General features: G+C 56.5%; 29 protein-coding genes and 1 tRNA gene. 13 read left to right on the top strand and 17 right to left on the bottom strand.

Annotated elements, in window-relative coordinates; translation table 11 throughout:
• Positions 1-95: helix-turn-helix domain-containing protein (locus ACVWYZ_RS10350; RefSeq protein ID WP_457466993.1), on the bottom strand; the 95-nt coding region annotated here is incomplete at its 3' end.
• Between the two features lie 56 nt (positions 96-151).
• Between ACVWYZ_RS10350 and tnpA the strand changes: the two genes are divergently transcribed.
• Both tnpA and ACVWYZ_RS10340 read left to right on the top strand, forming a co-directional pair.
• Complete coding sequence (tnpA, locus tag ACVWYZ_RS10345; protein ID WP_457466990.1) at positions 152-592, top strand: IS200/IS605-like element ISSoc10 family transposase; 441 nt, start codon at positions 152-154, stop codon at positions 590-592.
• A 118-nt stretch (positions 593-710) separates the two neighbouring features.
• Positions 711-1,553: a SirB1 family protein gene (locus ACVWYZ_RS10340; protein ID WP_414350903.1), complete on the top strand. Its 843-nt coding sequence runs from the start codon at positions 711-713 to the stop codon at positions 1,551-1,553.
• An 89-nt stretch (positions 1,554-1,642) separates the two neighbouring features.
• Here ACVWYZ_RS10340 and ACVWYZ_RS10335 read toward each other — a convergent pair whose 3' ends face one another.
• Positions 1,643-1,825: a hypothetical protein gene (locus ACVWYZ_RS10335; protein WP_414342619.1), complete on the bottom strand. Its 183-nt coding sequence runs from the start codon at positions 1,823-1,825 to the stop codon at positions 1,643-1,645.
• Between the two features lie 200 nt (positions 1,826-2,025).
• Entirely contained in the window at positions 2,026-3,081 is a 1,056-nt protein-coding gene (locus ACVWYZ_RS10330; protein WP_457466989.1) for a TauD/TfdA family dioxygenase, read from the bottom strand.
• A 326-nt stretch (positions 3,082-3,407) separates the two neighbouring features.
• On the opposite strand from ACVWYZ_RS10330, the gene ACVWYZ_RS10325 reads away from it, so the two are divergent.
• Positions 3,408-4,238, top strand: a complete 831-nt coding sequence (locus tag ACVWYZ_RS10325; RefSeq protein ID WP_457466988.1) for a DUF1350 family protein — start codon at positions 3,408-3,410, stop codon at positions 4,236-4,238.
• A 315-nt stretch (positions 4,239-4,553) separates the two neighbouring features.
• Here the strand turns inward: ACVWYZ_RS10325 and ACVWYZ_RS10320 are convergent, their stop codons facing one another.
• On the bottom strand, positions 4,554-4,802 hold the full coding sequence (locus ACVWYZ_RS10320) for a hypothetical protein (protein WP_011433446.1): 249 nt from the start codon (positions 4,800-4,802) through the stop codon (positions 4,554-4,556).
• A gap of 82 nt (positions 4,803-4,884) precedes the next feature.
• On the opposite strand from ACVWYZ_RS10320, the gene ACVWYZ_RS10315 reads away from it, so the two are divergent.
• The gene (locus ACVWYZ_RS10315; protein WP_457466987.1) at positions 4,885-5,265 is read left to right on the top strand and encodes an Npun_F0494 family protein; all 381 of its coding nucleotides are present in this window, start codon (positions 4,885-4,887) and stop codon (positions 5,263-5,265) included.
• 49 nt (positions 5,266-5,314) lie between these two features.
• Positions 5,315-5,554, top strand: coding sequence for a hypothetical protein (locus ACVWYZ_RS10310; RefSeq protein ID WP_457385564.1), 240 nt, complete (start codon positions 5,315-5,317; stop codon positions 5,552-5,554).
• Between the two features lie 114 nt (positions 5,555-5,668).
• Here the strand turns inward: ACVWYZ_RS10310 and ACVWYZ_RS10305 are convergent, their stop codons facing one another.
• The 4 genes from ACVWYZ_RS10305 to ACVWYZ_RS10290 all read right to left on the bottom strand — a co-directional run bounded on the left by ACVWYZ_RS10305 (position 5,669) and on the right by ACVWYZ_RS10290 (position 8,734).
• Positions 5,669-6,700, bottom strand: a complete 1,032-nt coding sequence (locus ACVWYZ_RS10305; protein WP_457466986.1) for a hypothetical protein — start codon at positions 6,698-6,700, stop codon at positions 5,669-5,671.
• Between the two features lie 357 nt (positions 6,701-7,057).
• Entirely contained in the window at positions 7,058-8,170 is a 1,113-nt protein-coding gene (gene ribD, locus ACVWYZ_RS10300; protein ID WP_457466985.1) for a bifunctional diaminohydroxyphosphoribosylaminopyrimidine deaminase/5-amino-6-(5-phosphoribosylamino)uracil reductase RibD, read from the bottom strand.
• Positions 8,171-8,196: 26 nt separating this feature from the next.
• Complete coding sequence (locus ACVWYZ_RS10295) at positions 8,197-8,391, bottom strand: hypothetical protein (protein WP_457466984.1); 195 nt, start codon at positions 8,389-8,391, stop codon at positions 8,197-8,199.
• 139 nt (positions 8,392-8,530) lie between these two features.
• Positions 8,531-8,734 carry a hypothetical protein gene (locus ACVWYZ_RS10290; RefSeq protein ID WP_457466983.1) on the bottom strand — a complete coding sequence of 68 codons (204 nt, stop codon included), beginning with the start codon at positions 8,732-8,734 and terminating at the stop codon, positions 8,531-8,533.
• A gap of 288 nt (positions 8,735-9,022) precedes the next feature.
• Here ACVWYZ_RS10290 and ppc point away from each other — a divergent pair, with 288 nt between their 5' ends.
• Positions 9,023-11,959 carry a phosphoenolpyruvate carboxylase gene (gene ppc / locus ACVWYZ_RS10285; RefSeq protein ID WP_457466982.1) on the top strand — a complete coding sequence of 979 codons (2,937 nt, stop codon included), beginning with the start codon at positions 9,023-9,025 and terminating at the stop codon, positions 11,957-11,959.
• An 81-nt stretch (positions 11,960-12,040) separates the two neighbouring features.
• Here the strand turns inward: ppc and ACVWYZ_RS10280 are convergent, their stop codons facing one another.
• The gene (locus tag ACVWYZ_RS10280) at positions 12,041-12,844 is read right to left on the bottom strand and encodes a Ycf66 family protein (protein WP_457466981.1); all 804 of its coding nucleotides are present in this window, start codon (positions 12,842-12,844) and stop codon (positions 12,041-12,043) included.
• A 181-nt stretch (positions 12,845-13,025) separates the two neighbouring features.
• On the opposite strand from ACVWYZ_RS10280, the gene ACVWYZ_RS10275 reads away from it, so the two are divergent.
• Positions 13,026-13,427, top strand: coding sequence for a hypothetical protein (locus tag ACVWYZ_RS10275; protein ID WP_457466980.1), 402 nt, complete (start codon positions 13,026-13,028; stop codon positions 13,425-13,427).
• A 340-nt stretch (positions 13,428-13,767) separates the two neighbouring features.
• On the opposite strand, the gene aroH is transcribed toward ACVWYZ_RS10275, so the two are convergent.
• From aroH to ACVWYZ_RS10245, 6 genes are all read right to left on the bottom strand, one after another.
• Positions 13,768-14,142 (bottom strand): chorismate mutase, encoded by a 375-nt coding sequence (gene aroH, locus ACVWYZ_RS10270; RefSeq protein WP_414380832.1) that lies wholly within the window; start codon positions 14,140-14,142, stop codon positions 13,768-13,770.
• Between the two features lie 103 nt (positions 14,143-14,245).
• A complete protein-coding gene (locus ACVWYZ_RS10265) occupies positions 14,246-14,932 on the bottom strand; it encodes a V4R domain-containing protein (protein ID WP_457466979.1) in 687 nt (228 codons plus the stop codon).
• Between the two features lie 269 nt (positions 14,933-15,201).
• A complete protein-coding gene (locus ACVWYZ_RS10260; RefSeq protein WP_457466978.1) occupies positions 15,202-15,660 on the bottom strand; it encodes a hypothetical protein in 459 nt (152 codons plus the stop codon).
• Between the two features lie 36 nt (positions 15,661-15,696).
• Positions 15,697-15,948 carry a hypothetical protein gene (locus ACVWYZ_RS10255; protein ID WP_414399553.1) on the bottom strand — a complete coding sequence of 84 codons (252 nt, stop codon included), beginning with the start codon at positions 15,946-15,948 and terminating at the stop codon, positions 15,697-15,699.
• Complete coding sequence (locus ACVWYZ_RS10250; RefSeq protein ID WP_457466977.1) at positions 15,945-16,628, bottom strand: V4R domain-containing protein; 684 nt, start codon at positions 16,626-16,628, stop codon at positions 15,945-15,947. Before ACVWYZ_RS10250 ends, ACVWYZ_RS10255 begins: the two co-directional genes overlap by 4 nt.
• A gap of 189 nt (positions 16,629-16,817) precedes the next feature.
• Entirely contained in the window at positions 16,818-17,141 is a 324-nt protein-coding gene (locus ACVWYZ_RS10245) for an Hfq-related RNA-binding protein (protein ID WP_457439358.1), read from the bottom strand.
• A gap of 304 nt (positions 17,142-17,445) precedes the next feature.
• Here ACVWYZ_RS10245 and gvpA point away from each other — a divergent pair, with 304 nt between their 5' ends.
• From gvpA to msrP, 6 genes are all read left to right on the top strand, one after another.
• Positions 17,446-17,664, top strand: a complete 219-nt coding sequence (gene gvpA, locus ACVWYZ_RS10240) for a gas vesicle structural protein GvpA (protein WP_011429717.1) — start codon at positions 17,446-17,448, stop codon at positions 17,662-17,664.
• Between the two features lie 289 nt (positions 17,665-17,953).
• Complete coding sequence (gvpC, locus tag ACVWYZ_RS10235; RefSeq protein WP_457466976.1) at positions 17,954-18,976, top strand: gas vesicle protein GvpC; 1,023 nt, start codon at positions 17,954-17,956, stop codon at positions 18,974-18,976.
• 79 nt (positions 18,977-19,055) lie between these two features.
• The gene (gene gvpN / locus ACVWYZ_RS10230) at positions 19,056-19,940 is read left to right on the top strand and encodes a gas vesicle protein GvpN (RefSeq protein ID WP_011433426.1); all 885 of its coding nucleotides are present in this window, start codon (positions 19,056-19,058) and stop codon (positions 19,938-19,940) included.
• Positions 19,941-19,981: 41 nt separating this feature from the next.
• Positions 19,982-20,317, top strand: a complete 336-nt coding sequence (locus ACVWYZ_RS10225) for a gas vesicle protein (RefSeq protein WP_414408153.1) — start codon at positions 19,982-19,984, stop codon at positions 20,315-20,317.
• A 72-nt stretch (positions 20,318-20,389) separates the two neighbouring features.
• A complete protein-coding gene (locus tag ACVWYZ_RS10220; RefSeq protein WP_414408152.1) occupies positions 20,390-20,809 on the top strand; it encodes an LptA/OstA family protein in 420 nt (139 codons plus the stop codon).
• 324 nt (positions 20,810-21,133) lie between these two features.
• The gene (msrP, locus tag ACVWYZ_RS10215) at positions 21,134-22,090 is read left to right on the top strand and encodes a protein-methionine-sulfoxide reductase catalytic subunit MsrP (RefSeq protein ID WP_457466975.1); all 957 of its coding nucleotides are present in this window, start codon (positions 21,134-21,136) and stop codon (positions 22,088-22,090) included.
• A 17-nt stretch (positions 22,091-22,107) separates the two neighbouring features.
• Here msrP and ACVWYZ_RS10210 read toward each other — a convergent pair.
• Both ACVWYZ_RS10210 and ACVWYZ_RS10205 read right to left on the bottom strand, forming a co-directional pair.
• Positions 22,108-22,181, bottom strand: a tRNA-Arg gene (locus ACVWYZ_RS10210).
• 12 nt (positions 22,182-22,193) lie between these two features.
• Positions 22,194-22,835 carry a ribonuclease HII gene (locus ACVWYZ_RS10205; protein ID WP_457466974.1) on the bottom strand — a complete coding sequence of 214 codons (642 nt, stop codon included), beginning with the start codon at positions 22,833-22,835 and terminating at the stop codon, positions 22,194-22,196.
• Positions 22,836-22,844: the final 9 nt, after the last annotated feature.

Here is a 22,844-nt window from a genome sequence, read left to right as displayed (position 1 = left end):
TAGTTGTACTGCTTGCGCAACAGCTCCAGCCATTGCTCCATCAGGACAACTTGACTGGGCGTAGGCCGCAGGCGGTACTGATAGGCAGTCCTCATCTTAAGCGTACTCAGAAACCGCTACACTGATTATAGCACCAGCAGGATTAGCGGCCATGAAGCATGATTTTGTTTCCAGCGGCAGAGCTGTATCTGATTTGAAGGCACACTTGGTCTTAACCACCAAGTACCGTCGCAAGGTATTTACCAGCGAAATGCTGCAGCGATTACATGAGGTTATGTATGACCTTTGCCAAAAGTGGGGTTGCAAACTTATTGAGTTCAACGGCGAGGCAGACCATGTTCATCTGCTGTTCCAGTACTACCCGCAGGTGGATCTGTCCAAATTGGTAAACAACATCAAATCCGTCTCTAGTCGCAGGATGAGAAGCGAGTTTGCGGATTACATCAGCAAGATATACCGGAAAAATGTGCTGTGGAATGAATCTTATTTCATCGCTTCATGTGGTGGGGTGACAGTCTCGGTATTGAGCCAGTACATTGAAAACCAAGGTACTCCCGCCTCTCATCCCGACCCAAGCGCTCCGCGCCGCTAGCGCGTTCGCTTCAGCGGGACGTAGTCCATACGTCCTACGGACAAAGGGCGGGGCTTCTCGGCGGTTTAGCTAACCGAGATCCTTGCAAAGAACCTCAATATTTAATATTTAACATTTCATGAGCATTCCTGCTGCCCGTCAACGCTTTGCCCTTGAAATCCAATCGGAGCCCATCGATCTCGGTCGGGCGGCCCTCTGGATTGCCCAAGAAGCCTATCCCGATCTGGAGGTGGAAGAGTATGTGGCTGCTCTGGATGAGATGGCCGCAGAGGTGCAAGAGCGCCTTCCCCCGGAGCGTTATCCCCTGCGGGTCATCAAGATCTTGAATCACTATCTCTTTGAGGATCTGGGCTTTCGTGGCAATCGCGAAGATTATTACGACCCACGCAACAGCTTTTTGAACGAAGTGATCGATCGGCGCACCGGGATCCCGATTACGCTGTCGCTGATCTATCTAGAGCTGGCGCGGCGGATCGATTTTCCCATGGCAGGAGTGGGCATGCCCGGCCACTTTTTAATCCGGCCCCTGTTTGCAGGCGCCGAGATTTTCGTGGATCCCTTTCAGCAGGGGGAGATTTTATTTCCAGAAGATTGTCAAGAGCTTTTGTCGCAAATCTACGGGCCTGGGATCCCTTTCCAAGAACACCACCTACGCCCCACCCCTCCCCGCCTGATCTTGGTACGCTTGCTCAACAACCTCAAGCAAATTTATCTGAGCCGCGCCGAACTGGAACCCGCTTTGGCAGCAGCGGAACGGATCTTGTTGTTGATCCCTGAATCCTTGCCCCACCTAAGGGATCGGGGTCTATTGTATTATCAGTTGGGCCGTTGGCAGCAAGCCTGCCAGGATCTCAAGCGCTACTTAAAACAGGCGCCTTTCCACCCAGAGATCAATCGCTCTGATGAGCATTTAATCCGGGAAATTGTCGAGAGATTGGAATCTCATCCCGACTCATGCTAGGAGCATGCACAATTGCTCTCAGTTGTGCGTTGTGTAAGTGTGTAAGTTTTGAGCAAGATCTGCCGTCGTTTGCAAGCAAGGCTAGGTTTCTAGCAGGGATCGGAAGCAGCCCTTACCTCTTGGCGCAAAATGGCTTCCACCAGCTTATCTAAAGCCTCTAGATCAGATAGATCATAGTTTTTTTCCCAGAGGATTTGGTTAATGCTGGACTCCTGCTGCAGAGTTAAAACCGAAGATTGTAAAACCTCATCGATGATCTGGCGAATGCTCATCTTAACCTCGCAATCGTGAGAAGAATTGATGGCTTTGGCTCATAAGCCTAGAATGCTGGAAACGCTCTGCGATAGCCATCGTGAGGATCACGTATTTTGACATCAGAATCTGGGGCGACTCATCCAAACCCTTTCGGGGAAATCGCCAATAGTACTTTTACGGACTTGAGCTATGGATGGCGCTGAAGTCTGCGAACTTCTCAGGATCTTCTGAGACAGACCTGCTCCCCATTGAGGGCAGCTTGGGCCTCATCATCTGTTGCGAAGGCGGTGCGAATGATGCGCTCACCGGGATGGCGATCCCCTGCCGAAAGGCCGAGATCCCGCACCACAAATGAGCGCTGGATCCAGCGGTCGAAGCCATCGTAGCGGGGAGAGAAGGCAGTCCGTCCGTGAACGGTGCGGCGATTGTCAATACAGAGCAGATCCCCTGTTTCCAGCTTGATGCCTCGGTAGACAGCGTGGATTCCCTTCCTCAGGGCTTCTAGAGCCAGACTGGCTTCGGGGGTGAGCCCCACCATCAGGTCTTCGTCGTAGTTCCAGAAGGGATCCTCTCGACGGCCATACAACACCGGCAAAATGGGGCCATTGACCAGGGCTTGCCGGTTGCCGAAGGAGTAGTCGATGCCGGTGCGATACAGGGGTTCAAACAGCAGCTCTCGATCGCGCTCTCCCAGCAAAGGCAGGACATGGCGGATGCTGGCGTAGGTGGTTTCCGCTACACGGTCATGGTCGGGGCGCAGGCAAAACAGCAGCAAAAACTCTGGTGAGTAGGGATGAAAAACCGTCTCGCGGTGAAACTGCAGCCGGGTGCGGGATCCCTCGGAAGATTGCACCTCTTCGCTGTCGGGAGTAGGCACCAAGTTTTGAAACAAATCCCCGTTTTTTTCTTGGATGTAGGAGACCAAATGCCCCAAGCGGCTGCCGATCATTGCCAAGCAGCGTTCGCTGACAAAAGTGGTTTTCTCCTCAGAGCGCTGCGCCAGAGCCGGTGTGCGGGTATGGTCTAGTCCGGGATCCACGGGCAAGCCCCGCAGCAGCAGGATCCCTTCCGAATTGGAATACAACTGAAACTCCAGCAAGGCCCGCCGCAGATAACGGGGCAGCTCATCTGCCCGCATCTCGCAGTCCAGGAGAAATTCTTCTGTTTCCCGATAGGGATCGGGCCCAGGTGCCAAAAACAGGTTTATCGTCTTTTCATCAAAGCCCCGACAATCGATCAGCAGGCATCCTTTTGCAAGCTGTGAAGTCTTCATCACGATCCCTCACCACCCACTGCCCTAGTCATAGCAGCCACAGCAACTTTTGAGCAGGGATCCTACACTCAAAACCCAATCTCGGCGAGTGCAGCGCACCACCCCTCTGTAGGCTGTGTGAGAACCTCAGTCTGAGGCGGGGCAGAGTTTTGCCTGCTGCATCAGAAGTTAACTGGGGATCCCCATGTCTGGGCAAGATGTCCATTAGGATGAGTTCCAGGGGCTGGCCAGCGCGGGGAACCGGCGTAAAGTGGGCAAAGTGGGATCTGCCGAGCGCTGGGTTATGGGGAAAGCTTCAACAAACTCGCAGGCGAGGTTGCAACACCATGGCACCAACTTGGCAAACCGATGGGCATACTTGGTTCCTTCTGCCCCCTCAACCCCGCGCCGTCGTTCACTTTCTGGGTGGAGCTTTTGTGGGAGCTGCCCCGCAAGTGTTCTACAGCCGCCTGCTGGAAGAACTGGCCCGTATGGGCATGGCCGTTGTTGCCACCCCCTACACCACCGATATCGATCACGCCCAACTGGCACTCAACGCAGCCCAATCTTTGCACAGAAGCCTGCAAAGCAAGGGTTTGCTGGAGTTGCCCCTGTTTGGTTTGGGTCATAGCCTGGGCTGTAAGTTGCAGATCCTCTCTTGTCTAGCCGTTCCTTCTCTGGGATCCCAGCGGCGAGGCAATATTTTCCTGGCCTACAGCAATGCCGGGCTAGATCGGGCTTTGCCATTGCTGCGGCTGTTGGCTCAAGCTTGGCCTCAACAACAGCTTGCCGATCTGTGGTGGATGTGGATGGGATCCTCCTCGCCACCTGTGAATCTGTGGTTAGAGTTCGAGCCTTCCCCAGCAGAAACCAACCGCTTAATTGAGGAGCAGTATCCGGTTAGACACAACCTGCTTGTGGAATTTCGACAGGATGATATTGACGACATTCCTCTGCTCTACCAACAGCTTTGCCGCAAGTATCAAGGCTATACCGAGTGGCAGCATCTCGAGGGGGATCACCTCACTCCACTGGGTTTTAGCTATCCTTTCCAAGTCGGGGAGGAGTTCAGCCCCATCGATGCTTTTGGACAGTTGATCTACCAGAACCTACTGGCCCCCAACCACCAAATGATCCGAAGCATCCGAGCCTGGCTGGCAACCCAATTGGCCCATTGATATTCTTCCCACGGCTCAAGTCAACGGATTTTTTCACAGCTTGCAGGATTTCTCCCGCTCACTGTTGGCAAGCGGGCGGCAGGTCTTGCTACTCCATCCTTGCGGATGCAGGAGGATGCCATAACCCCAGATACTTTGGTCTTCCATTTCAAACTAGATTGAAACACTCCCTAAGCGTTCTCCGCTGCCGCCCTACCCCCAGCAAGAGAGGGGAGCTAGATGGAAATGTTTCATTCCGGCTTAAAACGACTATAAAAGCTGCGTCACAACCTCGCTAGCGGAGCTACTGCATTGATGTAGCTCATGACCGCCCATTTACTGATCAAGCCAGCTCAAATCGGAGAGCAGATCTTGAGAGTAGGAAGAGGGGGACTGCGCTTGCAGATGAAACAACATCTGAAGGGTATCGCTCATCAGAAAGTAACAGGTCAAGACGCCGCCGGCAGCCACAGCCACCAGTGTCCCTGCCAACATGCGCGAGAACTCCTGACTCTGAAAAGCCTGCTCCATCAAGCGCAGCGCCCAGAATCCCAGGAGGACAACAATGGCAAGGATGATCAACATATCGTAATTTATTGTAACAAGCCTGCTGCTCAACGGCCATTGACAGAATTGAATAAGAACATAAGGACTCCCCTTGTCCCTCATGCTCCATGACTCTGAGTCAGTGTACAGAAGGGCTTGGCGTGCCTGGATTTGCAGCCCTTTTCGGTTGCCCTTGCTGCAGGCCATGAGCGCGGAAGGGATCCCGCCGGCAAAGATTGCAGGTTGGGCGGGCGTTCAAGCGGGCTACACCCGGCGTCCTTTATCGGAAATGCGGGCGGATCAGGAGCTGATGTGGCTGATTCAGGTGGGGCTGTTGCGGCGGGAAGTGGATGGGCAGGGGATCACGGATCGGTATCGTCTGGCACCTCTGGGTCGGCAGTTGCTGCAAGATCTGGAGAGGGATGAAGCTTTTGCCGGGATCTCGGCAAGCTGGGCAGACCACCTGCAGAATAGGCTGACCCGCTGGCGGCTGCTTCCCTGAGGATCCCCTACACTGGATCCAACGTTCAACGCTGCTCTTGAGGTGGGACATGGTACGGCCAAGGTTTATGCGTGCGCCCGGATCCCTGGCACTCCAACGTCCACTCCAAACCTCTCTGCAGCGGCGCAGCCAAGCGATTAACCGGCGCAGCAAATCTATCTACCGCAAAACCCGCTCCCTCTACCGACGCAACTTGCCCCTTTACCTGCGTAATTTGCTTTTGCAATACCGCACCAGCCTTATCTACAACCTCAAAGCCAGGCCTGTCAGCAGAACCCGTCGAGGATAGCAAGCCCTCCTCTCGATCCCAGCACAGCGGTCTTCACCCCGTCGGAGTTGGTGATGGAGATTGTCCACCCCCAAGCCTGTGTAACCCCGTAGGAGGGGTACTTCTTGCAGGAGACTACCGGATCGTGAAGCGGCCAATTCCTACCTTCTCGCCGTTGACATGAATCTCGACGCGGTAGCGCCCGGTGTAGGGTTGGCTGAAGCTCAGAAAGCCTCGCACGGTATCGGCCAAGGGATCCCAGGGAACATCGAGCTTGCGGATTAGTTGCTCGCCCCCAGCTTCTCCGCCCTCGTAGTACCAGAGCATCTCCACCTTGGCGTTGGCAGGAAGGTTGCCCACCGGCAAGATGGCCCAGATCAAGGTGTCAGTGGTCTTGAACTCGGTTGTGGCCTCGCCAGGGCTGCCGTCCCCCCGACCTCGGTACAGGCCGATTGTCCTTAGCCCCGCCTCTTTGGGGGTTCCTTGGCTGTAGGCACGGGCATCCGCCTGCGCTTCCTGACCTAGGCGATCCAGCTCGGCCAGCAAATCTTCCTGCTGCCTCAGGGCATCGGTTGCTTCCTGCAGCCACCGGGCGATCTGCCGCTCTGCGGTTGGGGCTTCCGAAACCGGGGAAGAAGGCTGTGCAATCGCCCCGCTGAGGTTGCGAATGGGAAAACCCTGAGCTGTCCCCACCTCGCTGCCCAGTAAGTTCAGCCAGCGGCTTCGCACTTCGGACGTCATCTCTGGCTTTGCGGCATAGGCAATGCGCACACTGCCGCTTGGGCCTCGGGTGATCCGGCCAATCTCATGTTCCTCAACTCCACTCACCGTTCCACGACAGCCAGCACTGCGAAACTCGTAGAGCACATCTTCTTCGCTCTCCCGATGGAACTCCCAAGTCGTTTGGAGACAGTTGGCCAGGAGGTTGTCCCGCATGTGGTTGGCAAGAAAGCGCGGCGATCCCTCGACATGAACGTCCATGACGGAGAGCATCTCTCTCCAAGAGGCCAAGCTCTCTCCGGGCCGTGTGAGAAGGGTTAGAGTAACCCCTTCTAGGACTTGATGATCGGCGAAAACCCACTCCCCTGGATCCCCCTCGATGACGACGTTTCCCGATGGGCTGAGGAAAGCGGATGCAAACAGCAGGCTGGCAAAAAGATTCAACACAATGCCCTTCCTTATCCTGGGATTTGTACTTGAAAATGAGATAGGACGACTTTCAAGCCGCTCACTGGGCAAGCAAAGAAGGGCTGGACAAAGAGGCTAGAGTCTTCGTCGTTGCCGTTTGCAAGGCTCACCTCAGGAAAATCTCGATAGATCCCTACAGCTTGATTTTGCTGACCTTACCAAAACGTCAATTGACCCCCCCAAAACATTGACCAGCCTAGCACAATTGAGCTCAATTCTGAACCCCACTTTGCAGAAATGCCGTGTTTTTCTGATGAGTATATCCATTTACATTGAACAGATATCAGCCTGTTCGTTCAGAAACCTGAAGCTCCCTGTATGGCAATCGAAAGCTGGTCACTTTAGTAGGTTACTGTGGCCAACTGAAGAGGAGATCTTTCCGATGATCAACCAGTTATCCCCCAAGGTCTCCAGCCGGGGCTCCACCAGTTGCCAGCTCTGGTTTACATCAGGGATCCCCTCGCCTGCTACCGGGGTTGGCGCATCGGCTCCCCCCAGGATCTTGGGAGCGATAAAGGCGGCTACTTTCTGGATCGCCCCATCTTTGAGGGCTGCCCAGGCCAGCGTACCCCCGCATTCCCAGAGGGCGCTCAGACACCCCCGCTGAAAGAGCACTTGTGCCACCCGCGAGGGGGTTACCTGGGGCAGATGCAGCAGTTCTACCCCCTGCTCGGCCAGGGATCCCCAGAGGGGATGGATCTTTGGGGCTTCCGTGATCACCAATGTCGGCGCTTCTTCCACCTGCCACAGATGGGCAGAAGGGGGCAGGTTCAGAGAACGGCTGAGAACAACCCGCAACGGCTGGGATCCCTGCAACTCCGCCAGACGACAGGTGAGGCGCGGATTATCCTGCCAAACGGTTCGGGATCCCACAATCACCGCATCGTGCCAGGCCCGCTGTTGGTGAACCCATTGCCGCGCCAGAGGGTTGCTGATCCAGCGGCTGTGGCCGGTGGCGGCGGCGCTCTTGCCATCCAGGGTCATGGCGTATTTCAGCAGGCCGAAACACTGTTGCCGCACAATGGCGAAGGCAAACCCCTCGTTCAGCTCCTGGCACTCCCGCTCCAGCACTCCCACCGTCACGTCGATCCCCGCCTCCTGCAGGCGTCGGATCCCTTTGCCGGCCACCAAGGGATTGGGATCCTGCATCCCCACCACAACCCGCCGGATCCCGGCGGCCAGGATGGCCTCGGTACAAGGGGGAGTGCGCCCATAGTGGTTGCAGGGCTCCAGGTTGACGTAGAGCGTTGCGCCTCTGGCCAGGGATCCCGCCTGTTGCAGAGCCAACACCTCGGCATGAGGCTGCCCTGCCCCCGGATGAATGCCTTCTCCCACCACCCGATCCTCCTGCACGATCACGCAGCCCACCCGTGGATTGGGAGAGGGACGCTGAGGTGTGGAACGGGCCAGGGATAGACACCGTTCCATCCACTGCTGATCCGAAATCATAAAATGGGCATCCGCTCCAGAGCGGCTCAAGCCGGTGACAAGGCTGCCAACTTGCGGTTGAAAGCTGCAATTGCCTTGGATTCTAGCTCTGCCACCTGCAATGCGTAGTCGCGGGCGCGGGCCTTTTGTTCGTTGCTGACAATCTCTTCCGGACGCAGGCGATCCAACAAATCTGAGGGATCCAACACCCCATCCATCGGGAAGCGGCCCAGATGAATCATGATCGGCAGGCATATTCTTCGCCAAGAATCAGAGCGGAAGTGAGCGTGGGTGATTCCCTCTCTCCCAGCTTGAGGGTGGGGCGAGCCTTGAGGCCAACCACCACCTGGCGATGGGCCTCGATCACTGCTCTGGCCCGATCTAAATCTTGATTTTTTGGATCCACGGCCAGCCTGAGGCGATGGGCGATGAAATCCGCAGTGGCGATGTAGAGCAGAGAAGGATCAAAGCATAAACCCGCGTCTGGGCAGTTGACGCCACCGTTGCACAAAACGCCGGGAAGGTGATCCCCGCCTCCACCACCGTGGTCACCCCTGAGCGGATCCCCGCCTCATCCGCAGGCAAACAAAAATCCCCCACCGACGTGAAAACCCAGTTGCCCGATCTCGTCCAATCCCTGGTCGGGATCCAGCAGATGTGCGTTGATAAACAGGGTGGCAGCCACCAGAACTCCTTCCCGCAAAGCGTTAGACCGGCACTCTCGGAAAGTAAAACACTTTTTTCTTGCAATTTGTAGGTTCAACTACAAAATCCGCCATCGGGAAGACTGCGATCTGAGCGTGATACCGGCTACATCTGCCGTTTCGACAAACAGGCTCTAATATTGGGATGGTTGTTCTAGGAGCTGCCTTCATGACCTCTTCCCCCCACCTGACCGCTGCAGAGTGGGCAGCGGGTTCTGCCAACGGGCTGAAGGAGGCCTCCCTGCTTGGGGAACGGGATCCCTTGGCCCATTCCCTCCAAGTCCACGAAACCTTCAACCGCAGGAACAACCTGTTAAACCGTCGCCTGCAACTGGTGGAAGAACTCTGGGAATCGGTGATCCTGCAGGAGTGCGGTCAGTCTCTGGTGGATCTGTTGCAGCGACTGCGTTCCATGTGTTCCCCAGAAGGACAAGCCCTGGAGTACCCGATCCCAGAGGTACTACAAATTATCGAGTACCTCAGCCTCGACGCCACCATCCAAACGGCACGGGCCTTTGCCCTCTTCTTCCAGTTGATCAACATTGTTGAACAGCACTACGAACGGGCAGAAGACTCGGACATGCGCATGGTGGATAGCCAACAACGTACCGTGCGAGAAAACGAAAAATTTGAACGGCTGTTCCCTTACCTGCGGGCTCAAGGGGTGCCGCCGGGCCTACTGCGCAGATTGCTGGAGCAGTTGCACATTCGCATGGTTTTTACCGCCCACCCCACCGAGATCGTCCGCCACACCATTCGCGAGAAGCAACGGGCCTTCTCTCGCTTGCTCAGCCAACTGGATTGGGCAGAACAAACCCAGCCTTTGCAGGCCCAGATGATAAAAGAACAGATGGCGGAAGAAGTCTTGCTTTGGTGGCGTACCGACGAGTTGCATCAGTCCAAGCCGACTGTTTTGAACGAAGTCGATTACACCTTGCACTATTTTGAAGAGGTGTTGTTTCAGGCCATCCCCCTGCTGCACGAGTACCTCAGCCGCAGCTTGAAAAAGGCTTTTCCCAGCGTCGAGCCGCCGCCGGCAGGATTTTGCAACTTCGGCTCATGGGTAGGCGGGGATCGGGATGGCAACCCTTCCGTTACCGCCGATGTGACTTGGCAAACGGCCCGCTATCAGCGCAACCTCATCCTGGGCAAGTACATCGAATCGGTGAAGGCTCTCACCAAAACCTTGAGCATTTCCCTGCATTGGGGGGATGTGGACAGCCAACTGCTGGATGCCCTTGAGCAGGATCACCGCCTCATGCCCGAGGTTTACGAATCGTTTTCGCTGCAATATCGCCAGGAGCCTTACCGCCTCAAGCTCAGCTACATTCAGCGGCGGCTGGAGTTGACGCGGGAGCGCAACCGCAACTTGGCCGACTCCGCTTGTTTGCCCACCCCTCCCCCCGTGGACAACGCCTATGCCAACGCGGAAGAATTCCTGGCCGACTTGCAGCTTATCCAGAAAAGCTTGAAAAACAGCGGCCTTTCCTGCCGTCAGTTGGATCATCTCATTCAACAGGTACAGGTGTTTGGCTTTCACCTGGCCTATCTGGATATCCGCCAAGACAGCAGCTACCACGAAGCCGCTCTCACGGAGATTTTCGAGTACTTGCGCATTTTGCCGCGTCCCTACAACGAGATGACGGAAGAGGAAAAAACCGCCTTTCTCCTGCAGGAGCTACAAACACGTCGGCCTCTGATACCGCTGGAGATCGCCTTTTCCGAGAAAACGGCAGAGCTGATCGCCACCTTTCGCACCCTGCGCCGCATGCAGCAGGAATTCGGCTTGGCCATTTGCCAAACCTATGTGATCAGCATGAGCCGCCAGTTGAGCGACCTGTTGGAGGTGCTGCTGATGGCCAAGGAGGTGGGGCTCTACGATCCCATTAGCGGTCGCGGATCCCTGGCGGTGGTGCCGCTGTTTGAGACCGTCGAAGACCTGAAGCGGGCCCCGGAAGTTTTGCGGCAGTTGCTGGAGATCCCTTTCTATCGCCAGTACTTGGCTCAGCAGGGAAATCTGCAGGAGGTGATGCTGGGCTACTCCGACAGCAACAAAGATTCCGGCTTTTTGAGCAGCAACTGGGAGATTTACAAAGCTCAACAACGCCTGCAGACGGTGGCCGAATCCTATGGCGTGAAGCTGCAAATCTTCCATGGCCGGGGTGGTTCGGTGGGCCGTGGGGGAGGCCCGGCTTACGAGGCCATCTTGGCTCAGCCAGGGCGCAGTGTGGGGGGCCGCATCAAAATTACCGAACAGGGAGAGGTGCTGGCCTCTAAGTATTCCCTCCAAGATCTGGCCATTTTTAACCTAGAAACCGTTACCAGCGCTGTGATCCAGGCCAGCCTGCTGCGCACCTACCCCAACGACCTGCACGAGTGGTCGCGCCTAATGGAATCCTTGGCGGATCGCTCCCGGCAGGTGTATCGCAACCTGGTCTATGAGCAGGAAGGTTTTGTGGAGTTTTTCCACGAGGTCACCCCCATTGAAGAGATCAGCCAACTGCAGATCAGCTCCCGTCCTGCCCGCCGCAGCGGCAGCCAGAAGGATATTGGATCCCTGCGGGCCATTCCCTGGGTATTTAGTTGGACGCAAAGCCGCTTTCTCCTGCCGGCCTGGTATGGAGTTGGCACCGCCCTACAGGAATACGTGGCCAAGGGCGAGCACAACCTCAACCACCTGCAGCACCTGTATCGCGAATGGCCTTTCTTCCGCATGGTGATCTCCAAAGTGGAGATGACCTTGGCCAAGGTGGATTTGCAAATAGCGCGTCACTACGTGCGGGAGATGAGCTCTCCAGAACGTCTAGAGCGGGCGATGGAGCTGTTTGAGTGTATTGCCCAAGAAATGCACCGCACCCGCACAATAGTGCTGCAGATTACGGGTCACAGCGAACTGTTGGAGAACGACCCTTATTTGAAGCGCTCGGTGCAGTTGCGCAACCGCTCTATTGTGCCCCTCGGCTTTATCCAAGTCTCCCTCCTCAAGCGCCTGCGAGAGCATCAGGGATCCCGTACCGGGAGAACGCGCTACAACCGAGCTGAACTTCTGCGTGGGGCTCTGCTCACCATCAACGGCATTGCCGCCGGGATGCGCAACACGGGCTGAGGGATCCAACCGGATTCACCACACCTCCCAAGCAAGGCTGGCGCTGTCCCTATTGAGTTTCAGAGCAGTGTCGAGAGCTTATCAGAACAGATCGTCATCGTACTCTTCTGGCTCCACTTCTACTGGCTCTACTTCGACAACGCGGCGGGAAGGACGGCGGGGAGGTTCATCCGCGTAGCTTTCCCCTTGGTCTTGGGGCAGCCGTGGGGGACGGCGGCGGGTAGCTGTACCTGTGCTGCGCTCTTCCTGCACATCCACATCCTCTGGATACTCTCCGGCAGGGCGACGGGGGCGACGGGCCTCTGGTGGCGGAGCCGGCTCATCGTAGTCGGTGTCCTGACGCGGGCGGGATCCTGGTTCCTCGTAATACTCATCCCCTTCGGGTCGGCGGCGTGGACGCACACGGGTATCGCCGGTCAGTTGGGGCCTGGGGCGACGGCTAGGATCTTCACCACTGTGCCCAGGAATGGAGCGACTGTAAGAGGATGTATCGCGGATACGGGATCCCTCGGCTCGAGTGGAAACCGTGCGTCCTTGGGCATAGCCATCCGGGGGATAGGTGCGGCTGAAGCCTTGCCGCCGAACGGTCGGACGAGCCCCGCCCACCTGCCGTGCTTTTTCGCTTAAGAGAATCCGCAAACGGAAGGTTTCGATGGCAAACCAGCCGGCCATCACCGCCAGCAACACCTGCGCAAAGAACAGCAACGGGATGAGCCGCTGACCTTCCAAGAGCAAGCAGACGGAATAGATCAGGCCCATCGTGGCAAAAATCACGTCGTACTCAGCGGAGGCCTCTCGCTTGATGAACCGAACCGCGAAGATGGCTCCACTGGCAATCGCCACCAGCGCTGCCATCAAAAAGTAGGGGCTTTGGGTGAGAAACATGCCAGGGATCCCTAAACGATGAAGACGGGAGAGCGTTGAGCCTTACCCATTCCACCGCCGATCCTAACATTGATCCTCCCAATGGCACGGACAACGAAGCCCAGGTTTGGGTCTAGGGACGGGATCCCTCTTGAACAAAAGGGATCGGTGCTAAAATCGGCAGCATCTTCCTGCATGTTCCATGCTGTATCTGGCACGGGTACACAAAAAAAGTCTCTTCGGCCAGGGGGAGCTGCAGCTCTTGGCCCGGCAGGCCGAGGACGGGGTTTGGATGCCGCTGCGCCAGCCAGAAGGGGTCACCTGCAAAGAGGTTGGCCCTTACAACATTGGGGTGTTGCTGCTGGTTGAGCTTTCGGAAGAGCGGCAGGTACGGCGGGTGGAAGAGGCAGCCATGAAGCTGGTGGAGATGTTGCACAACCTATCCCGAACCCACAGTCTGGTGGATCTGTCGGAGATTGAAAGCTGGCGGCAATCCTTGACTCGGCAAAGCCAAGAGCTGAGCCGTCGCGAAGCAGAGGTGGCCGCTCGCCAAGAGCAACTGCAACAGTGGGAAAACCGTCTGCGAGAAAAACTATCCTCCTGAGTTCTCAAACTATAGTCGTTTCGGGTTAGGGTGAGACGCCTGGGCTATCTCGCCCCTTACAGTCAACATTGGGTCATGGGTTTAGTGTCCTGGTTTGAATCGAAATGACCATACTCTTGGGCTAGGTGCATCTGTGAGTGAATCCAGATCAAGGCGGCTGGGATCGCCAAATCCGTAGTTATAAGACCTGAATCAACTTGGGTTGAGACATTCTCTTCCCCCAAAATAAGCAGGGAAAAACCAGAATCGATTGCACTCCCTATTGCCCAAGGCGATAGGTTGTCCCGTTGCTGTTCGATTGCTGTGGCTACGCTGCCGTATTGGTGCTGTACGACCTCAATCAAACTGCGCTGAGATCCGGCCTTAGCTCGCGGGCACCTCGCAGATAAACATGCTGCATATCAGCTTGGGCAAGGGGAGTATTCAACTGGATCAAAACACGAATACAACGGGGTAAGTCGCCGCTCACCTCCATCTGTTGCACATCCAACAGAGGCACCGACTCCCAACCGGGGCGACGACGAGCAAACTGGGCGGGAAAAGCTGCATTTAAATCAGGGGTAACGGAAAAAATAACGCTGACTAGTTCAGCCGGATCGAGGGCGTTGCGGTGCTCTAGCGTATCCAGCAGCTCAGCCACCGCCGCGCCAATGGCCTCGGCACTGTTTGTAGGTACGGTGATGGCTCCCCGAATTGCTCTGACTCGCCACCCCAATGGCCACACCCTCGCGCGCTTGAGCTCGCCTTGCTTCCAGAAAATTATACAGACTCATCCCTGTTGGGATCCCATCCCTCTGGGGAAAACCAGCCCCCATCGCCTAGCTGGGCTGCAGGAGCTTTTCCAGGATCTGCTCATGGTTGAGGCCAGAGTCCACCCAGGCTTCTCCTTCTTTGAGGCGGGCGGCAGCGGTCACGACAAACAAATTGCTCTCTGCTCCCAAAGCCTCGCTGGCAGTTTGCACGCAGAGCAAATCCTGGCCGGTTAGCTGGCTAAACCAGGTGGCCAACAGCCCTGCCTCCAAAAAGCCCATCGGACGCTTGAAATGGGGAGGGGTGACAGCAGCGAAGGGAGAATTGCGAATCGACACCACCAGGACTCCCTGATCTTTGTAAGTCCAGTCGATCTCGATCAATCCCCAGCCATGAGCTTTCCAGGCTTGTCTCAGACTTTGCAGGAAAAGGCCCATCTCCAGCTCGGCCAAAGGCTTCTGGTAGTAGTCGGAGAGTTCTTGGGCAAAACGGCGGAAAAACTCCTTGCCCCACATCCGACCACAGTTGCGCAATACCAAACGAGCAGCCTGGCCAGTCTCGTATTCCAGGCCCGTGTAGATGCCCCGCAGCAATGCTTCTGGAAGGGCCAAGAGACGTTCACCGTGGCGACTTTCCAGTAAGCCCGATTCCAAATCGCTTCGCAGATAAGCGCTGGGTGTGTAGTAGTTGGCCAAAACAGGCGTATAGGGATCGAAGTTGACTGAGCCATTGGAGATAGAGCTGGTGCCGTTCATAAGGGATCCCCTGGTTATCCAATCCAAGTCGTTATTGAGCTCTAAGCATCCAAATAGGAGCAGGGTGCAGTTGACAGTTCGTTGGTTGTTGAGCTGGGAGAACGGTTGTTTACGCTCCAAATCTTATGGCGATCCCTCCAGCAATTGAATACCCCTTGGGCAGATTTACTACAACGCTAACATTAACTCCAACGACACTGAAGTCTCCGGCTAGTTGAGATAGAGCGCTCTAGCACCGAAAAATGCAAAAAGCAAAAAAGTATCTAGCTCTAAAACAGCAAGACCACCTGTACCTGGGTGATTAAGGGGCGGATAAACTCCAACTCTCCAGGGGCCAGATGGTCTCTCAGCTCCTGCTGGAAAATCCGATAGGCAACCTCATAAACCCTCTGCAGCCCGTACAGGCGCACCTCTTCTTCCATCCACTCGATCAGCCGCTCCTTCAGGAGGTTTTCGTCCTGCAGCAACATGGCCATAGCGCTGTGACGCAGCAGCAACAGCAGGTGTCGCCGGCACAGATCCAACACTTGGGGAGAAAGGTCGGGCATCTCCTTTTGCAGGGCATCTAGGGTTTTGCTCACCACCTGGCTCTCCCGTTCCCGCAAAACTCGGTACACATGTTGTCGTTTTGGCCAGCCGAGAACATAGGCCTTCAGATGCTCCAGCTCCTCTGGCTTGAGGTAGCGGGCTTCCGACTCGATCAGCATCTGCTCCAAGGGGCTTACCATCTCGCTTCTTCCGGATGTCAGTGGGTGCTAGGAGACTCAAAACAAGCTGAACAGATCTGCCAAGGTGATCTGTTCTTCTGCCGGCTCGGGTTCTGGTGCTGCCGACAGGGATCCCAGAGAATGCGCGGCCAAACTCAGGGGATCCCCCGCCCAGGGGATGGAACCAAAATGCTCCCGCACTTGCAGAAAAGGCATTGGCAGAGAGCGCATCTGTAGGGGGCGGTTATCCCAATTTAGACGGGCAAAAAAGCTCTGCACCGAATCTTCTAAAGCAATCTTCCAGGTCATGCCTTGGCTACTCCCTGGCCTGAACGCAATTTTTGGGCAATTTCGCTGGCACTGGCCCCTTCGTTTAGCCAGAAGGCAGCCGCATCAATGCGATCTTTGCTGCCGAGCAAAAACTTGCAGTAGCTTTCTCCCATGGAGTAGCACTGGATCTCGATGCAGTTGAGCTGCCGTTCCACCATGGTGCTAAAAAAGCCGGCAAATAATCCGGCGTAAAGATGACAGACAGGTTTGCCCACATCCCCCAGGGTGCGGGCCACGGCGGAGTCAAAGAGGTTGATGAAAATAAACCCTTGCCGCCGACTCTCGGTCTCCACCTCCCAGCGCCCCCATCCTTGGGAGGTCAGAGGCCACCACCAGGTTTCCAAGAGAAACATGAGATTACTCTGCTTGGGGTGGCGCCGATATTCCTCCTCAAACCAGCGGGAAAAATGGAGGGCATCGTTGCGTCCCCACTCTCGGCCAATGGTGTACATCAGAGAAGCCGAGGCATCTCCCACTTCTTCCTCCAGGCCCTGCTGTAAACCCAGGATAAAGTCTTCGCTCACCAAGACATTGCGGGCGCCCGTCCAGTCCACAAGGGATCCCTGGGAGAGGTCAAAGCGAAAAAAGTCTTCGCGGCTGTAGTGGTTATGCCGTTGGGCGGCAGGCTGAAGAGGTATCTCAATGGGGGAGGTCGTCATGGTTGGGTGAGGAGAGAGCACGTTTTTTAACACTCCTTATCATACCCTTCTTAACTGGCATGTTTACCTAGAGACCTAGAGACGACCACCCTCAAAGCGAGGCAGAAAAGTCTTGAGTTGTTATAAAGAAAAGAGTTGTAAAGATTTGTTCAAGAATGGGGAAGAAGAGCCGTAGAGGGATCTGGAGCACTACTGAGATCGGGGCCTGACCTTGACAAAAGCAATGGCCGAGCGCCACAGCAGCGACTCCCGCCCCTCGGCATCGGCTAAACAGAGGCAATCGGGATCCTGCCAGCGCAACTGGCCGACGAAGACATCTCCGGTATTGAGTTTGACCTCGAGGGTTTCCCGATCCTTGATGACCTTCTGCAGGCGACGCACGCTCGGGATCCCGGTGTTGAAATCGGTCACGACAGCCCTATCAGCCAGCGAGAAACGGTATGTCAGCAAGCCCACTGCCCCCAGTATAGGGGATCCCTGCCGCTTCCCACTGCCCCTCCACCACACTTCCACAACTTGGGCTCAAAACTCGCCCTCATCTTTGCCCATTTTTTCTGCTGGCGAGTACTATGTAGGGGGGATGGCGCTTAGAAAAGCGGTAAACCTTTCGAGTTCGCCGTCTTTTTTAAGCGAATCTACGGGTGTTCTCCCCGAAAAAAGCCAGCACAATAGGGCTAAGGTGATAGAGGGTGCGGCTGTCGCCCTAGGGAAGGTGAATCCTCAGCTGGGATCCCTTCTACATGCCATTTTGCCGCCGAGTTGTCTGTCCTTTTCAACCCTCATCAGTATCAGCAGTATCAGTGCAGGAGAGATCGTTATGGCAGTTGAGAAAGTGAACTCCTCGTCCAGCTTGGCCGAAGTGATCGATCGCATCTTGGATAAAGGTATCGTGGTCGATGCCTGGGTGCGGGTTTCTTTGGTTGGGATCGAGCTGTTGGCCATTGAAGCCCGCGTCGTTGTGGCTTCTGTGGAAACCTACCTGAAGTACGCTGAGGCTGTGGGTCTGACGGCTACTGCTGCTGCTCCTGCCGTCTAAATCTGCCTAACCAAAATCAATCAACCAAGGAAAGTGCCCACAACCCTCTCGCCTTGAGCATCGCAATGGTTGGATGAGTTATGCTCTCTGGGCGGAGGCGTAGGAAGCTAGCCGTCGGAAAGCGAGGCAGGGATCCACCGCCGGTCTCTGCCTTGCTTCTGCGGGTTTTGTTCGAGGATTGAGTCTTGCAGCCGCACTGAGCTACAGGTTGGCAGTGCCATCGAGTTGGGAACAGGCAGAGAAGCTGTATCCACCCAAGCATTGAAAACGACGTGAGGGATTGGAGATCATGAGTTTGCAGGAACAATGGGCCATGGCCCGCAGCCAGCGGGTGGCTCAGAATCGAAGTTTGTTAAGCCGATCCCGGCAGCAGCGCCTAGAGCAGCACCAAGCCCTGATGGTTGAGCTGGGGCAGCGCCGCCAGCAACGACAAGAAGCACTACGGCACCAGACGGAGCAAACCCGCAGCCAATTGCAGAAACTGAGGCAGGAGCGGGCTGTGAGGCGATCCCTGGACGAATGCTCCCGTTCGGAAGCGGCGGCTCAGCGGGCCAAGTCGGTGGCAAAGAGTCTGGCTCGCCTGGAGCAGGAACGAGCTGCTCAATTGGAAGTCAGCCGGCAGCAATTGCAGGCTTTCCGGGCTAACTTGACTGCGGCTGTGGAGCATTTGCTGAGCACCTATACGCAGGCTCGGCAGGCGATGGCCGACAAAACTCAGCAAGCGCGGCAGTCTTTTTGCGCCGATTTGCGGCAGTGGGTACAGGCTCTCCGGCAAATGGCTCGACAGGAGCTGGCTCAGATGGCTCAGGAACAGCAAGCCCAGGCCCAGGCCCTGCGGGGATCCCTGGCCACTTTCCGGGCGGAGTTGCATAAGCAGGTGTGGGGCAATGGGATCCCTGACCTCATCCCAGAACCTGAAGTCTCCACTTCCAGTGCAAGCTCTAACAGTGCCGTTGCGACTGCCGGTGAGACTGCTTCCGACTCAACGCCTGTAGCCGAAGACCAAGCCCCGGTGGAGCCGCCTGCTCCCGTCTCTGTTCCCCAGCCCCAGCCCTCGGAGGGTTTAATAACGCCTGAACCCCCTGAAGTTCCGCCTACTGTTGAGAAACAGGTGGATCCCATCCTTGACTATGTCAACAAGTATGTGAGTGATCTACAAGCGCAGGATCCCAACTTGACCCTGCTGCAGGTAATTGGGGATCGGGAACGGGTGCGGGATTTGTTGGCCCGCGGCGCGGTGGATCTGGGGTTGGATCCCTCGGAAATCTTGGCTACGCTGCGGCGCATGGTGTCGGGGGCGGTCGCAGTTTAGTTGTGCCGAGCGCAGGAAGAACATCCGGGCTATAGTCAAGGCAAAGGAGTCTAGGGCAGCAAAGAGGTTGAGTATCTCCATGGCCACGGTTCTGCAGGCGCGTCCCCGCCAGTTCGTGAACACCCCCTACATTGAGCGGATTACCCGCCGCGCTTTGCGCTATTTGCAATCGGGCTTTGCGGTGCATTTGCGGGGGCCTTCGGGTACGGGCAAAACCACTTTGGCGATGCATCTGGCCAGCCTGCTGGGCCGCCCCATCATGCTGATCTATGGGGATGACCGCTTCGATTCTTCCGACCTCATCGGGGGGCGCACCGGTTTTACCCATCGGCGGGTGGTGGACAACTTCATTCACTCGGTGGTGAAGACGGAGGAGGATGTGCAGCAGCGCTGGGTGGATGCCCGCCTTACCTTGGCTTGCCGAGAGGGGTTTACCCTCATCTACGACGAGTTCAATCGCTCCCGCCCTGAGGCCAACAATGCTCTCCTGAGTGCCTTGGAGGAGAGGCTGCTGGTGTTGCCGCCGGACAGCAACCGCTCGGAATATCTGCGGGTGCATCCCCAGTTCCGGGCCATTTTTACCTCTAACCCGGAGGAATATACCGGGGTTCACAGGGCCCAAGATGCGCTGCTGGATCGGATGATCACCATCGATATGGGGGAACCGGACATCGAGACCGAAAAAGAAATCCTCACCTCGCGAATAGGCTTATCCGGCCCCGATGCACTCAAGATCGTCCACATTGTGCGGGCTTTTCGCCGTAAGCTGGATCTGACGCGCCACCCCAGCCTGCGCAGTTGTCTGATGATCGGGCGCATTGTCAAGGAACATGAGCTGGCAGTTAGCAAAGAGAATGCCGATTTTCGCGCTTTGTGTGCGGATGTGCTGTTGCCGCGAGCCGGCAAGCGCTATGAAGAGGGATCCCAGCTGCTGAATTATCTGCTAGACCAACTGCCTGGCTGAGTCTTTTGCCTGTTGGTACACTTTGGAGGTCGATTAACCCTGTGCCGATTAGCTCTCAACCCTTGACCACGGCTACTCATGGCTCCTCGCTGGCCGATGTGCTGGAGCGGGTGCTGGACAAGGGCATTGTGATCGCCGGAGACATCACCGTTTCGGTGGGCAATGTGGAGTTGCTGAATGTGCGCATTCGCCTGCTGATTTCTTCGGTGGATAAGGCCAAGGAGATCGGCATCAATTGGTGGGAGTCGGATCCCTACCTCAACAGCCAGGCGCGGGAGCTGCTGGAAGCCAACCGACAGCTCATGCAGCGGGTTGCCGAATTGGAAAGACAGCTTGCCCAAGCTCTACCCCAGGGGAGAAAGGGAACGGATCAGTAGGCTGCCCCGCCATTATGACCAGGATTGAGAAGCTAGACTGGCTGCTGGGGTGGTTTGACGGGGTGATGGGGCATGACTTTGGAGATAACGCTTGACCGCAAGAGTTGGAAGCGGCTGAAGACACTGGGCTGGGCTGTGGGTGTGGTGCTGGCCCTTGGGATCCCGGCCTGGGGTCAGAATCCCCGTGCCATCAGCATCAGCGCTGATGTTCAGGAGGCCAACGCCAACACAGGAGTTTTTACGGCCATCGGCAATGTCACCCTCAGTTTTCCTGCCGAGCGGCTGACGGCCCGTGCCCAAAGAGCTGTTTACTACAGCCAGGAGCAACGCATTGAGCTGGAGGGCCAAGTCATCATCAACCAAGGGGAAAATCAGTTGCAAGCAGAGAAGGTCATCTACCACATCGACAAGGGCACCATCCAGGCAGTGCCATCGGCAGGGCGGCAAGTGGAGTCCATCTACGTTTTGCCGGAGCCCAGCTCAAGTCCTTAGCTGATCCCCACACTTTTTTCCAGCAGCACGGACTCAGCCAACACGGCTATACCGTGATTTCGTCACCGATCATCCCAGCCTGCAGGGTTTCCCTCACCCCCAACCCCTCTCTCAAAAGGAGAGGGGAGCCAGGGACAGACATAACAAATCGTTTCATTGCTGTTTGAAATGACTACATTTGAAATGACTACACATGGGGCAGCGCTGGAAACGAGCTCGGGGAATGTCGGCTTAGATCCGTTTAGGATGTAGTAATTCATTTAGGATGTAGTAGTTCGGGCGGCAGACTTTTTCCCTGACTCTGAATCAAAGGATGGCTGATGGATGTTCGGGATCCGAGTTCCTCACCCCTGGCAACGAGAGGCACAGGTCACTCCAGAAGAGATGTTTTTCAGCCGGCGGCAATTTCTAGCGCAACTGGGATCCGTTGGGGTGGGAGCCAGTTTTTCTATTTTTGGGTTTGGCAGCAGGGGAGCTGCTCCCTCGGTAGAACGAGAGCTGAGGGGGATCCCACTCAACCCCCACTTTTCGGATGTGGGCAGGCCCGTCACCGAGGAGATTGTAGCTGCTCGTTACAACAACTTTTACGAGTTTGGCTCCGGAAAGCGCGTCTGGCGGGCTGCACAGGCTTTGCCCACGGATCCCTGGACTGTCGAGATTGGCGGGCTGGTGCGGCATCCTCAGCGGTTGGGCCTGGAAGATCTGTTTAACTTCCCCCTCGAAGAGCGCATCTATCGCTTTCGCTGTGTGGAAGCCTGGGCGATGGTGGTGCCGTGGTTGGGCTTTCCGATGCGGCTGTTGCTGGAACGGGTGGATCCTTTGCCGACGGCTCGATTTGTCCGCTTCACTTCCTTTTACGATCCGGAAATTATGCCTGGCCCAATCTGGCCCCCCAACTTGCCTTGGCCCTACACGGAAGGGTTGCGGATCGAGGAAATGGCCAACGAGTTGGCCTTTTTTGCCCTCGGCGTTTATGGCAAGCCGTTGCCCAAACAGCACGGAGCGCCAATTCGCATGGTAGTTCCCTGGAAGTATGGCTTTAAGGGGGGAAAATCCATCGTCAAAATCGAGCTTTTGGATCATCAACCCTCTACGTTTTGGAATACCCTCGCCCCTGAGGAGTATGGATTTGAGGCCAATGTGGATCCTAGGGTGCCCCACCCCCGCTGGTCACAGGAGCAGGAAGTCTTGATCGGTTTCGGATCCCGTTCCCAGTGGCAAATCGTTCCCACCTTGCCCTACAACGGGTACGGAGAGTATGTTGCCCACTTATATGGCTGAGCTTATATGCCTGAAGACGCCCACGAAAGGATTCGAACCTCCGACACCTGGGACCGGAACCCAGTGCTCTAGTCCACTGAGCTACGTGGGCAATGCAACTGCATTAACCATCATATCTGCTGACTTTCAGTTCTGCCAAGGGGGCAAAGCTGCGGCGGTGCTGCGGGGTGGGCCCCAAGTTCTGCAACGCCAGTCGGTGCTCCCGCGTGCCATAGCCAGCGTTGGTGCGCCAGCCGTAGCCGGGGTACTGCCGATCCCAGCTCTGCATCAAGGCATCTCGCCAGACTTTGGCCACAACTGAAGCAGCGGCAATGGAGAGGCTGATGTGATCCCCCTTGACCAGGGCTGTTTGCCGGGATCCCAGCTCGGCCAGCGGCAATCCATCCACCAAAATGTGGTCGATGGGATCTAACTCGGCCAAAGCCCGCTGCATGGCCAGCACCGTGGCCCGTCGAATGTTGAGCCGGTCGATCTCAGCAGCAGAGGCACTGCCAATACCCACGGCCAGGGCCACCTGCCGAATCCGTTCCGCCCATTGAGCGCGTTGCTGCGGACGCAGTTGTTTGGAATCCCTCACTCCCTCCAGTTCTTTGGGATCCATCTGGGCGGGCAAAATCACCGCCGCTGCCACTACCGGCCCGGCCAGGGCCCCCCGCCCCACCTCATCCACCCCCGCCACCCGCAGGATCCCCTGCTGCCAAAGGGATCCCTCCCAAACCAAACTGGGCTTTGTTCGCATTGCCATATCCCCATG

It is taken from the genome of Thermostichus sp. MS-CIW-37 (assembly GCF_054060065.1).
Note: the sequence above shows the minus strand (reverse complement) of the source record. Positions and strands in the feature narration are given on the sequence as shown.